An 11,819-nucleotide genomic window follows, 5' to 3' on the forward strand; every position below is an offset into this window, starting at 1 on the left:
TGACCGGGCCGGGGCGTGCGTGATGGCCTCGCCGGCATGCGCACTCGTCCGAGCCGGGCCCTACCGACGGCCGTCGCCGCCGCAGCCGCACTGGCCGCCGTAGCCCTCCTGCCCGCCCTGCCCGCCCACGCCACCACCACCGCTGCGCCCGCGCCCCATTCGGCCCCGGCCGCCGACCAGCCCTCGTACCTCGTCACCGTCCGCGAGGGCGTCGACCCGGCCGCCGTCGCGGACGCCTACGGGATCCGGCCGACCCACGTCTTCCACGCCGTGACCAACGGCTTCGCCGCCCGCCTCTCCCCCGAACAGGCCGAGGCCCTGCGGGACTCCGCGGCCGTGGTGGCCGTCGAGGAGGACGGTCCGGCCTCCTCGGGCGAGCCCTTCTAACCCGCCTGGCCCGTCCGGCCCGTCACCAGCCCCACACCGGCATGACCTCGAAGGTCGGCTGCAACTCGTCGTTCGCGTCCAGGTTCACGAAGACGTAGCTGCCGGGCGGGCCCGCGGAGAAGGCGAAGCGGTTGCCGAGCCGCACCTCGCGCAGGATCGTGGACTCCTCCCGGCGCTTGCCGTCGGCCCGGCCGAGGCGGGTGAGGTACGTCCACCCGTGGACCGAGCCGACCACGGCGATCTCGCCCGGGCTCCGGCCCGGGGCCAGGCCCAGGATCCGCTCGTCCCCGAAGCCGGTCCGCCAGACACGGTGGCCGTCGATGAGGGAGTACGCGGACACGTCCGCCTTCTTCCCGGCCTTCACCGGGCTGACCAGCAGGTCACCGGTGACCAGCGGCTCGCCGTACAGGTCGCCGCCCGGCAGCCTGCCCCGCTCGCGGCCCTGCGCGTCGAAGAGCAGGACCACGTCCGTGCCCCGCTGGGTGTCCTTGACGTGGACGGCGAGCGGATCCGCGGACAGCACCCGTACCTCGCCCAGCCGGCTCACCGTCGGCAGGGCGGCCTCCCACGCGCGGGCTCCCGTACGGGCGTCGACGGACACGAGCCGCGCCGTCGCGCCGGCCCGGCACTCCTCGACGTACACGGCACGCTCCCCGGCCCCGTCCACCGCCCGGACCAGGCAGTCGCGGGCGACGGGCGCGCGCCAGCGTTCCCCGCCCTCGCGCAGGCCGAGCCCGGTCACCGCGTTCGGCTCCGCCAGGACGGCGGTGTCACCGACGGCGGCCACCAGCGCCTGCGACGCGTCGCGCTTCCAGAGGCTGCGGCCCTCCCCCAGCTCCACGGCGGCGACCTGCGAACCGCAGCCCCCCGTACCGCCCTCGTAGGACAGGAGCCCGATGCCGGAGGGGGTGGTCCGGCTCAGCGCGCAGAGGCCCGTACCCTCCGGGGCCGCCAGGCCCCAGCCCCTGCGGCCGGTCCCGTCGAAGGCGACGAGCCCGTCCACCCGGGCCCGCACGAACATCCCGGGCACCGGATTCGACAACCCCCAGACGCCCACCGGCTTCGCCTTGCCGGAGCCGTCGGGGATCTGCCAGCCGGAGACGTACATCTGCGGGCCGCGCATCCACTCGTAGCCCAGCCAGCCGGGCCACAGCGCGACCGGCGCCAGGACGGCGGCGATCAGCCGGACGAGGCAGGAGCGGCGCAGCTCCTGCATCTCCTTGACGCCCTGCCAGAGCAGCCACGTGAGGAATCCGAGGGCCGGCGTGAAGAGCATCAGCCAGCCCATGCCGCGCGGGCAGTCGTCGGAACCGCACTCGTTGCCGGGCATGTCCACGAACGACAGCTTCCAGAACAGCACGAAGTACATCAGCGTCACCGCGCCGAGGGCCGCGGTGCCGACCAGCCACCCGACTCCGAACAGCTTCTCCTTCATGATCCCCCCCGGCCGCAGACTACCCGTGCGGCGAGGGACGCTCCCGGCCAGGCAGCGGTTGAATTTTCAAAAGCGAGCCTCACCTTCCTCAATGGATTCCGCCAATAGATGCGTCCATTTTCGGCCGGACCTGCCCGAAGAAACGGTTCTATTTACATCCGAGTCAATACCGGAAAGGTCTAGACATTCAGGCAAAGCAAAAAGGTGCCGGCCGGGGAAGTTCCCCGACCGGCACCTTGCGGTGCGCCTTCGGTTTAGCCCTGGGAGGACTCTCCGGTGACCCACGGGGAGGAAATCCTGACCCTGCCCCGCTCGGCGAGTGCCGACTCGCTCGGGAACTGGAAGGTCCTGTAGCCGGTGACGACCAGGTTTTCGTCCCGCAGGGTGCGCAGGGCCTGGTCGAGGGTCGCGGCGCTGACGCACAGCGCCTCGGCCAGATCGGCCTGGGTGGGCCCGGCGAGCATCCGTCCGAACTTGCGGCAGGGGACGGCGCAGGTGCGCAGGAGGTGCACGAAGAGCCCGGCCAGGCGCTCCTCGGGGCGCAGGCCCGGGCGGCCGTAGACCCGCTCGGTGTCCTTGACCCTGTCGACGACGGAGGAGGCGATGGCCAGGGCGACGACCGTGTTGTGGCGGGCGATCATCCTCATCCGGTCCATGGTGATCGCCAGGGTCAGGGTCCGGCTCAGGCACCGGGTGGTGGGGGCGATCAGCGTGTCGTCGCAGATCTCCATGTCACCCAGTACGGCGCCGGCGCCCAGGATGCGCACGGTGGTCGTGTCGCCGTACGAGGTCTCCTCCACCACACACCCGCTGAGCACGATGTGGACCATCGAGCTGTTGGATCCGCGCAGCAGGTCCCGGCGTTCGTACGAGCGCCGCTGGAGCAGGGTGACCAGCTCGTGGACGTGCGCCCCGGGCAGGCGCCGCATGAAGGTGTTGTACTCCAGCATCGCGGCGACGGAGCGGTGCTCGGGCAGGAACCGGGCGCGGCCGGTCTGCTCGTGCACCGCGTACAGCTGCGTACCGATGAGCATGGTCTGCTCGGTGGTCTCCAGCCGGCGACGGGCGAGCCCCATCAGAGGCTCCCTGCTTCGAGGGCGGGCAGCGCGTGGGCGCCGACCGGGGAGGCGGGGGCCGCGGGCGCCTGCGGAGGCGCCTGCGGGCCCGGCGTCTGCGGAGCGGGCGCCGACGGCGGCGGAGGCGGGGTCACGGCCTCCGGCCGGAGCTCCCGGAACAGCGGGGGGATCGCCCCCAGCAGGACGGCGATGGCGCCGATGACGGCGACGACCCGGGCGGGCGTCGAGGAGAGGTTCTTGATCGCGTAGGCGGCCAGGAGCGCGACGATCGCGACAATGGCCACCGCCGCAGCCAGAAAAGCAAGCACGGGCGATTCCTTTTAGACGTAAAAGCTTGGAGGGCTCAGCTATTTGGAGTTTGGGTGGAGAATGCACGCAGATTGGTGGTCTGCCGATCGGCGGATTGGTGGTCTACCGATCGAGTGGCACCCTCACGATCGAGAGCATATATCACGACCGGATGGACATCGTAGCCCCGCCATAACCCCTGGTCGCCATCGCGGCAAAGGCCGCCGGGGGACACCGGGTCCCGAAATTCAGGGCTTCGGAAACGCCTGTCGAACGTATGACCAGGCACAGTTTCAGGTGTAGGAAAGCAAAAAATCCCCAACGCTGGGGAATGTTCGCGATGGGCCGCTAGTTATATGTGTCGAAGCTGACGCAAGAGTCTTGGAGGGCTCAGCGCAGCTCGTCGGGTGGGGGTCCGCGACGGGTGGTGCCGTGCGGGCCTCCCCCGGCACTTGATCAGGAAGAACGAGCGACTCATGGATCGATCCGACCTGTGATGGGGTGGCGCCGAGGGCGCCACCCCATCACTGCTTTCAGGGGCGGATCGCACACCCGCGAACCCGGCCGACAGATCGCGGCACGGCAACCGTACAGCTCGACTCCGACACTCAACACGGCACGCACACCGGCCCGGTGCGCACCCTCACGCCGCCGCCTCACGTCGCCGCCTCGGGCGGGAAGAGCGCCAGCAGGGCCGCACGCAGCCAGGCCGCGTCGTCGTCGGTGCGTTCCAGGGCTTTGGTGTGGAGGACCGGCTTGAAGAGTTGCTCAAGCCTGGAGACGTCGATCTCGGCGGGCAGCGAGTCGAAGCCGTCCACGCCGCGCGCCGGCAGCTGTTCCTCGAGGAACGGATTGAGCTCGCCGCGCGGGGAGGGGTGGGCCGCCTCCCCTCCCGCCGCCCGCTCCTTCAGACCCGGTGGACGCGCAGGTCCGAGACCTCGTACGACATCTCCGTGAGCCCCGGGCCGGGGGCGGGGTGGTAGCGGCCGGCGGACACCGACAGGTTGACGATGAGGTACGCGTGCCAGCCGCGGCCGACGCCCCGGCCGTCGGAGAAGACGCGCATGCCGTTGATCCACCAGACGACCGACTTGCGGCCGAACTCCACCTTCAGGTCGACCCACGCCCCCGGGTGGACCGTCGGGTCGCGGTGGTAGCGGTGGGCCTCCCGGACGTGGTTGGACAGCTCCAGCAGGTCGGGGTTGTCGGGGTGGTACTCGAAGACGTCGATCTCCTGGCCGCCGTCGCGCCAGGTCCAGATGGCCGGCCAGGCGCCGGTCTCCACCGGCAGTCGGACGCGGGCCTCCAGGACGTCGCCGGTGCGGACCGTGAAGCCCTCGTCGCTGCCCTCGGTGGTGAGCAGCCCGGTGTCCCAGTTGCCGTCGGGGCGCAGGGTCGCGCGGAAGGTGCCGCTGCGGCTGTAGGCGGGGTCGGCGGTGAGGTGGTCGAGCTTGTTGTCGCCGGGGTTGACGGGGCCGCCGTCGGGATAGGCCCAGGAGCGGCCGGCGACCCACTGGGTGGGGGAGGTGAAGTCGGCGGTGAAGACGGGGGTGCGGCGGGGGGCGAACACCGGCAGGAGGCCCCCGCCGCCGCCCGCGGGGGCGAGGCGGCGGGTCAGGCGCCGCAGCCATCCGTACGTTTCCGAGTCCATGCGGCGCTTGTGCCCGCCGGGCGGGGGATTACACCCGCGTTCTCACTCAGAGTAATCATACGAACGCGCGGCGTCGATGAAGGCGCGGATCAGCTCGGGGGACTTCACCCCGCGCTCCCGCTCGACCCCGCTGGAGACGTCCACCCCCCAGGCGCCGGTGGCCCGGACGGCCGCGCCCACCGTGCCGGGGGTGAGCCCGCCGGCCAGCAGCCAGCGCCCCTCGGGGGCGGTGAACTCCGGCGAGCCCCAGTTCCAGGGCTTGCCGGAGCCGGGGTCGGGGGCGTCGATCAGCAGCAGGTCCTCGCCGTACTCGCCGCAGCGCTCCACGTGCTCGGCGGTGGCCCGCAACAGGGTGCGGCCGGGGGCGCGGAGTTCCTCGTAGTACGCGGCGGGCTCGTCCCCGTGCAGCTGTACGCCGCGCACCCCGCTCTCCTCGGTGAGCCGGCGCACCTCCGCGACCGACTGCCCCCGGAACACCCCGACGGTCAGCACCCCGCCCGGCACCCGCGCCGCCAGCTCCCGCGCCTCGCCCGCCCCGACGGTCCGGGGACTGCCGGGCGCGAAGACGAACCCGACGGCATCGGCCCCGGCCTCCACGGCCACGTCGACGTCGTGGGGGGTCTTCAGCCCGCAGATCTTGACGAACAGTGCGCTGCTTTCGCTCATACCCGGAGTCTCCCAAACCCGGCTGCACCGCGGCGATACGTCCCATCACCCGGGCACCCGGCCACGTGCGCCGCTAGCCTGGACGAGGCACACGTTCCCACCCGAAGGACGACAGTGACGTTTGCGAGTCGCCTGCTCATGGTTGCGGAGATGGACACTCCGGATGGCTTCAAGGCCGAGCTCATCCGGGGGAAGGTGGTCGTGTCACCGTGGCCCGCACTGCGCTGTTGCCGCCCCATGCGCCTCCTGCGCGAGCAGCTCCAGGCCCACGCATCCGAAGGGCACGTTGCGGAGACCGCACCCATCCTCTTCCGGTTCACGGCAGCCGAGCGCGCCTACGGGCCCGACCTCTTCGTGGCGGACGAGGAGGCCTTCGAGGAGGAGGGACGCCACGCGGACAGCGCGGCCCTGTCACTGGTCGCGGAGTTCACCTCCGTCTCCACGAAGGATGCGGACTGGAACGAGAAGCTGAACGTGTACGGCCGCCTCGTACCCGTCTACCTGGTCGTCGACATGCAGAACTCGGAGATCACCTGCTTCTGGGATCCCTCCCCGCACGGATACCGCTCCCGCACGACGGTGTCCTTCGGTGAGGCGCTGCCCGTCCCGGAGCCCTTCGGCTTCTCGCTCGACACCACCGGCTTCTAGACGGACGCCCGCGAACGCCCGAGGGCGGCACCCCCGTGGGGGTGCCGCCCTCGTTCGAGAACAGCCGATCAGCCAGGGGCCGATCAGAAGTCCATGTCACCGCCCGGCATGCCGCCGCCCGCGGGGGCACCGGCCTTCTCGGGCTTGTCGGCGATGACGGCCTCGGTGGTGAGGAAGAGGGCCGCGATCGACGCCGCGTTCTGCAGCGCGGAACGGGTGACCTTCGCCGGGTCGATGATGCCCTCGGCGATCATGTCGACGTACTCGCCGGTCGCGGCGTTCAGGCCGTGACCGATCGGCAGGTTGCGCACCTTCTCGACGACGACGCCACCCTCGAGACCACCGTTGACGGCGATCTGCTTCAGCGGGGCCTCGAGCGCGAGCTTCACGGCGTTGGCGCCGGTCGCCTCGTCACCGGTGAGCTCGAGCTTCTCGAAGACCGAGGAAGCCTGGAGCAGGGCGACTCCACCGCCGGCGACGATGCCCTCCTCGACGGCCGCCTTCGCGTTGCGAACGGCGTCCTCGATGCGGTGCTTGCGCTCCTTGAGCTCGACCTCGGTCGCGGCACCGGCCTTGATGACGGCCACGCCGCCGGCCAGCTTCGCGAGGCGCTCCTGGAGCTTCTCGCGGTCGTAGTCCGAGTCGGAGTTCTCGATCTCGGCGCGGATCTGGTTGACGCGGCCCTGGACCTGGTCGCTGTCACCGGAGCCGTCGACGATGGTGGTCTCGTCCTTGGTGATGACGACCTTGCGGGCGCGGCCGAGCAGGTCGAGACCGGCGTTCTCCAGCTTGAGGCCGACCTCCTCGGAGATGACCGTGCCGCCCGTGAGGATGGCGATGTCACCGAGCATGGCCTTGCGGCGGTCGCCGAAGCCCGGGGCCTTGACGGCGACGGACTTGAAGGTGCCGCGGATCTTGTTGACGACCAGGGTCGACAGGGCCTCGCCCTCGACGTCCTCGGCGATGATCAGCAGCGGCTTGCCGGACTGCATGACCTTCTCCAGGAGCGGCAGCAGGTCCTTGACCGAGCCGATCTTGGAGTTGACGATCAGGATGTACGGGTCGTCGAGCGACGCCTCCATACGCTCCATGTCGGTGGCGAAGTACGCCGAGATGTAGCCCTTGTCGAAGCGCATGCCCTCGGTGAGCTCGAGCTCCAGGCCGAAGGTCTGCGACTCCTCGACCGTGATGACGCCTTCCTTGCCGACCTTGTCCATGGCCTCGGCGATGAGCTCGCCGATCTGGGTGTCAGCGGCGGAGATCGAGGCGGTGGAGGCGATCTGCTCCTTGGTCTCGACGTCCTTGGCCTGCGCCAGCAGGGCGGCGGAGACGGCCTCGACGGCCTTCTCGATACCGCGCTTGAGGGCCATCGGGTTCGCACCGGCGGCCACGTTGCGCAGGCCCTCGCGGACGAGAGCCTGGGCGAGGACGGTGGCGGTGGTCGTACCGTCGCCGGCGACGTCGTCCGTCTTCTTGGCGACTTCCTTGACCAGCTCGGCGCCGATCTTCTCGTACGGGTCCTCGAGCTCGATCTCCTTGGCGATGGAGACGCCGTCGTTGGTGATCGTGGGGGCGCCCCACTTCTTCTCAAGGACGACGTTGCGACCCTTGGGGCCAAGGGTGACCTTGACGGCGTCGGCGAGCTGGTTCATCCCACGCTCGAGACCACGCCGGGCCTCCTCGTTGAACGCAATGATCTTGGCCATCTGAAGTGGTCCTCCCGGACTGGGGTTCCCCCTGCGCCGTTAGGCGCCAGGGGCGGGTGGATTGCTCCGGACCGCGCCCGCGCCCGCGACGGACGGCCTGCGGACCCGTCGGTTCCTTCCCGGCGGATCCTGCGGGCCTCACCGACCCGGTCCTCGTCTGAGTAGCACTCTCACCCGGAGAGTGCTAACGCCAATGATTAGCACTCGACCCCCACGAGTGCAAGCGGCTTCAGTCAACACGCAGGTGACACGCAGGAGGGGCCCACACCCTGTCCAGGATGTGAGCCCCTCATACGTGTGCGCGTGCGTCGGTGGCCGATCGCGCTTCGACTCAGCCGTCAGCCGGCCGCGAGCTTGACCATGTCCGCCTGCGGACCCTTCTGGCCCTGCGAGATCTCGAACTCGACCCGCTGACCCTCTTCAAGGGTGCGGTACCCGTCCATCTGGATGGCGCTGTAGTGGACGAACACATCCGCACCACCGTCGACCGCGATGAAGCCGTAGCCCTTCTCCGCGTTGAACCACTTGACGGTGCCCTGAGCCATGCCTAACTCCCCTATTACTGGCCCTTGCGCAGGACCGCACTTCGCGGACCCGGGTCAGAACTTGCGCCGGAACGCCTCGACCGCGGCTGAATGTATCCGCACCGGTGCTGTCAGCAACAGGTCATTCCGACGAGAAATCTGGACACGCGGAAACCTTGAAATGCAGTGAAAATTTGGCATATTCCAGGGCAACTCGGGCCTGACAAGCCGCGCCAAAGGCCCAAAAGGCGCACGCATGTTGACTCAATGTCAACCATCCATCGGCCCGCTCATATGCGGCGGGCAAGAACAACGGAGGGGACTTCCCCAACCCTACCGCGCCCAATCAAGCAGAATTGCCCCCTCCGCTTATTAGCGGAGGGGGCAATTCTGATTTGAACGTGTCAACCGCGGACCAGCTGGGGGTCAGCAGCCGCCCGCGACCGCGGGGATGATCGAGACGCCGGCGCCGTCCGGGGTCGCCGTCTGCAGGCCGCCCTCGAAGCGCACGTCGTCGTCGTTGACGTAGACGTTCACGAAGCGGCGCAGCTTGCCCTGGTCGTCCAGGACGCGGGCGGAGATGCCCGGGTGGTTCTTCTCCAGGGAGTCGATGACCTCGGCGAGGGTCGCGCCCTCGGCCGGGACCTCGGCGACGCCGCCGGTGTAGGTGCGCAGGATGGTGGGGATGCGGACGTTGACGCTCATGGCGCTACCGCCTTTCCGGGTGGGTCGGGAGGGGGGTCAGGCCAGGCCGGCGGCGCGGAACGCGTCCAGGCTCGGGCGGATGGTGGCGGTCTGGCCGCTGTCCGCGGCCACCGCCTCCAGGGTCTTGAGGCCGTCACCGGTGTTCAGGATCACGGTGGTCAGCGTCGGGTCGAGCTGCCCGTTGTCGATGAGCTTCTTCGTCACGCCGACGGTCACGCCGCCCGCGGTCTCGGCGAAGATGCCCTCGGTCTGCGCGAGGATCTTGATGGCCTCGACGACCTGCTCGTCGTTGACGTCCTCGACGTAGCCGCCGGTGCGCCGCGCGATGTCCAGGACGTACGGGCCGTCCGCCGGGTTGCCGATGGCCAGGGACTTGGCGATGGTGTTCGGCTTCTGCGGGCGGACCACCTCGTGGCCGGCCTTGAAGGCGGTGGACACCGGGGAGCAGCCCTCGGCCTGGGCGCCGAAGATCTTGTACGGCTTGTCCTCGACGAGGCCGAGCTTGATCAGCTCCTGCAGACCCTTGTCGATCTTCGTCAGCTGGGAGCCGGACGCGATCGGGATGACGATCTGGTCGGGCAGCTGCCAGCCGAGCTGCTCACAGATCTCGTACGCCAGGGTCTTGGAGCCCTCGCCGTAGTAGGGGCGCAGGTTGACGTTGACGAAGCCCCAGCCCTCGCCCAGCGGGTCGCCGATGAGCTCGGAGCAGAAGCGGTTGACGTCGTCGTAGTTGCCCTCGATGCCGACCAGCTCGCCACCGTAGACACCGGCCATGACGACCTTGCCCTGCTCCAGGTCGTGCGGGATGAACACGCAGGAGCGGAAGCCGGCGCGGGCGGCCGCGGCGCCGACGGCGCCGGCCAGGTTGCCCGTGGAGGAGCAGGACAGGGTGGTGAAGCCGAAGGCGCGGGCGGCCTCGACGGCGATGGCCACGACGCGGTCCTTGAAGGAGTGCGTCGGGTTGCCGGAGTCGTCCTTGACGTACAGCTTGCCGGTGACGCCCAGCTCCTTGGCCAGGTTCTCGGCGTCCACGAGCTTGGTGAAGCCCGGGTTCAGGCTCGGCTTGGAGGCCACGTCCGCCGGGACGGGCAGCAGCGGCGCGTAGCGCCAGATGTTGTTCGGGCCGGCCTCGATCGCGGCGCGCAGCGCCTCGACGTCTTCAGATGACCCAGTGCCGAGCGGGAGGTCGTAGGCCACTTCGAGGGGGCCGAAGCACTCGGCGCAGGCGAAGATGGGACCGAGCTCGAAGCGGGTACCGCACTCGCGACAGGAGAGTCCGGTGGCGGGTCCGAGATCGACGGATCCGTTGTTGGCAGATCCGAGGTCGGCAGAGGTGGCGACAGTCTGTGCAGCCATGACGGCGAGGCCCTTTCTCCTCATCTTCCCCATGGCGCACTTCGCCATGAGACGGAATTGGCACCTTCCCTAGCCGGGGGACCCCGCTGACGTCGCCGATGGCGAGTGCGAGAACCGACTGGAGGGTTGCCGGGGCTTCAACGGGCCGTGTCCCTCTGCCCCTCTGGATGAGCGGTATGGCACCGGCACACGCGCTCTATGGCGCGCCGGTGCGTTTGTACGCGGGACCCCCGGCATGCGGTGGTCCTTCGCGTTGTTCAAGACTGTAACTGAAGGGACGGGCGGTTGAGACAGCCGTCCGAACCGCGAGATGGATCACAATTCGGCCGAAAAGCGCCGAGTGCCGCTGAGTGTCGCTGAGAAGCCAGGGAGTGCTGAGAGTGCTGGATGAGGTGGAGCGCTGGCTGGCAGACCGCTCCTGGTCCGCCGCCGACCGACCGCTCGACCAGCTGCTCGAACGGAAACGGGCGGCCGGTACGACGGTCAGCGTGGTACTGCCCGCGCTCGACGAGGAGGCCACGGTCGGGCAGATCGTGGAGGTGATCCGGAGGGATCTGATCGAGGGCCTGGCGGTCCCCCTGGTGGACGAGCTGGTGGTGGTCGACTCGGGCTCCACCGACCGCACGGCCGAGGTCGCGGCGAAGGCCGGCGCCCGGGTGGTGCACCGGGACGCGATCCTGCCGCGGATCCCCGCGCTGCCCGGCAAGGGCGAGGTGCTGTGGCGCTCGCTGCTGGCCACCACCGGGGACGTCGTCTGCTTCGTGGACGCCGACCTGCGGGACTTCTCGTCCTCCTTCGTCTCCGGGATCGTCGGCCCGCTGCTGACCGAGCCGCAGGTGCAGTTCGTCAAGGCGATGTACGACCGCCCGCTCGGGGACGCGCCCGGCCAGGGCGGGCGGGTCACGGAGCTGGTGGCGCGCCCGCTGCTGAACCTCCACTGGCCGCAGCTGGCCGGTTTCGTCCAGCCGCTGGGGGGCGAGTACGCCGTACGCCGCTCCCTGCTGGAACGTTTGCCCTTCCCGGTCGGATACGGAGTGGAGCTGGGCCTGCTCGTGGACGCGCTGCACACGGTCGGGCTGGACGCGCTGGCCCAGGTGGACGTGGGGGTCCGGCTGCACCGGCACCAGGACGGTCAGGCGCTGGGCCGGATGGCCGCGGCGATCTACCGCACCGCGCAGCTGCGGCTCTCGCGCGGGCACCTCGTACGGCCGGAGCTGACGCAGTTCGAGCGGGGGCCGGACGGGTTCGTTCCGCGGACGTATGCGGTGGACACGGAGGAGCGGCCGCCGATGGCGGAGATCAAGGAGTACGCGGGCCGGCGGGTGGCGTGACGCACGGCTTGACCGAGACGTGACGAACCGGACATTTACCGGACGT

General features: G+C 69.9%; 13 protein-coding genes and 1 riboswitch. Of the genes, 3 read left to right on the top strand and 10 right to left on the bottom strand.

Annotation, left to right across the window (positions count from 1 at the left end; translation table 11 throughout):
• Positions 1-36 precede the first annotated feature (36 nt).
• The gene (locus OOK34_RS10105) at positions 37-387 is read left to right on the top strand and encodes a protease inhibitor I9 family protein (RefSeq protein WP_267033531.1); all 351 of its coding nucleotides are present in this window, start codon (positions 37-39) and stop codon (positions 385-387) included.
• Between the two features lie 22 nt (positions 388-409).
• Here the strand turns inward: OOK34_RS10105 and OOK34_RS10110 are convergent, their stop codons facing one another.
• The 6 genes from OOK34_RS10110 to OOK34_RS10135 all read right to left on the bottom strand — a co-directional run bounded on the left by OOK34_RS10110 (position 410) and on the right by OOK34_RS10135 (position 5,503).
• The gene (locus OOK34_RS10110; protein WP_267033532.1) at positions 410-1,822 is read right to left on the bottom strand and encodes a PQQ-binding-like beta-propeller repeat protein; all 1,413 of its coding nucleotides are present in this window, start codon (positions 1,820-1,822) and stop codon (positions 410-412) included.
• Positions 1,823-2,076: 254 nt separating this feature from the next.
• Positions 2,077-2,898 carry a Crp/Fnr family transcriptional regulator gene (locus tag OOK34_RS10115; protein ID WP_267033533.1) on the bottom strand — a complete coding sequence of 274 codons (822 nt, stop codon included), beginning with the start codon at positions 2,896-2,898 and terminating at the stop codon, positions 2,077-2,079.
• The gene (locus OOK34_RS10120; RefSeq protein WP_267033534.1) at positions 2,898-3,206 is read right to left on the bottom strand and encodes a hypothetical protein; all 309 of its coding nucleotides are present in this window, start codon (positions 3,204-3,206) and stop codon (positions 2,898-2,900) included. Before OOK34_RS10120 ends, OOK34_RS10115 begins: the two co-directional genes overlap by 1 nt.
• A gap of 636 nt (positions 3,207-3,842) precedes the next feature.
• The gene (locus OOK34_RS10125) at positions 3,843-4,004 is read right to left on the bottom strand and encodes a hypothetical protein (protein ID WP_267033535.1); all 162 of its coding nucleotides are present in this window, start codon (positions 4,002-4,004) and stop codon (positions 3,843-3,845) included.
• Between the two features lie 89 nt (positions 4,005-4,093).
• Entirely contained in the window at positions 4,094-4,837 is a 744-nt protein-coding gene (locus OOK34_RS10130) for a beta-glucanase (RefSeq protein WP_267033536.1), read from the bottom strand.
• Positions 4,838-4,879: 42 nt separating this feature from the next.
• The gene (locus tag OOK34_RS10135; protein WP_267033537.1) at positions 4,880-5,503 is read right to left on the bottom strand and encodes a phosphoribosylanthranilate isomerase; all 624 of its coding nucleotides are present in this window, start codon (positions 5,501-5,503) and stop codon (positions 4,880-4,882) included.
• A 150-nt stretch (positions 5,504-5,653) separates the two neighbouring features.
• Here OOK34_RS10135 and OOK34_RS10140 point away from each other — a divergent pair, with 150 nt between their 5' ends.
• Positions 5,654-6,151 (top strand): Uma2 family endonuclease, encoded by a 498-nt coding sequence (locus tag OOK34_RS10140; protein ID WP_267033538.1) that lies wholly within the window; start codon positions 5,654-5,656, stop codon positions 6,149-6,151.
• An 83-nt stretch (positions 6,152-6,234) separates the two neighbouring features.
• Here OOK34_RS10140 and groL read toward each other — a convergent pair whose 3' ends face one another.
• The 4 genes from groL to thrC all read right to left on the bottom strand — a co-directional run bounded on the left by groL (position 6,235) and on the right by thrC (position 10,442).
• Positions 6,235-7,857 (bottom strand): chaperonin GroEL, encoded by a 1,623-nt coding sequence (gene groL, locus OOK34_RS10145; protein WP_267033539.1) that lies wholly within the window; start codon positions 7,855-7,857, stop codon positions 6,235-6,237.
• Positions 7,858-8,195: 338 nt separating this feature from the next.
• Complete coding sequence (locus tag OOK34_RS10150; RefSeq protein ID WP_008743607.1) at positions 8,196-8,402, bottom strand: cold-shock protein; 207 nt, start codon at positions 8,400-8,402, stop codon at positions 8,196-8,198.
• Positions 8,403-8,807: 405 nt separating this feature from the next.
• Positions 8,808-9,086 (bottom strand): MoaD/ThiS family protein, encoded by a 279-nt coding sequence (locus OOK34_RS10155; RefSeq protein WP_267033540.1) that lies wholly within the window; start codon positions 9,084-9,086, stop codon positions 8,808-8,810.
• 36 nt (positions 9,087-9,122) lie between these two features.
• Positions 9,123-10,442, bottom strand: a complete 1,320-nt coding sequence (gene thrC / locus OOK34_RS10160) for a threonine synthase (protein WP_267033541.1) — start codon at positions 10,440-10,442, stop codon at positions 9,123-9,125.
• Between the two features lie 17 nt (positions 10,443-10,459).
• Positions 10,460-10,616, bottom strand: a riboswitch (SAM riboswitch).
• A 206-nt stretch (positions 10,617-10,822) separates the two neighbouring features.
• Here thrC and OOK34_RS10165 point away from each other — a divergent pair.
• Complete coding sequence (locus OOK34_RS10165; RefSeq protein ID WP_267033542.1) at positions 10,823-11,773, top strand: glucosyl-3-phosphoglycerate synthase; 951 nt, start codon at positions 10,823-10,825, stop codon at positions 11,771-11,773.
• The last annotated feature ends 46 nt before the right edge of the window (positions 11,774-11,819 follow it).

It is taken from the genome of Streptomyces sp. NBC_00091 (assembly GCF_026343185.1).
Taxonomy (GTDB): domain Bacteria; phylum Actinomycetota; class Actinomycetes; order Streptomycetales; family Streptomycetaceae; genus Streptomyces.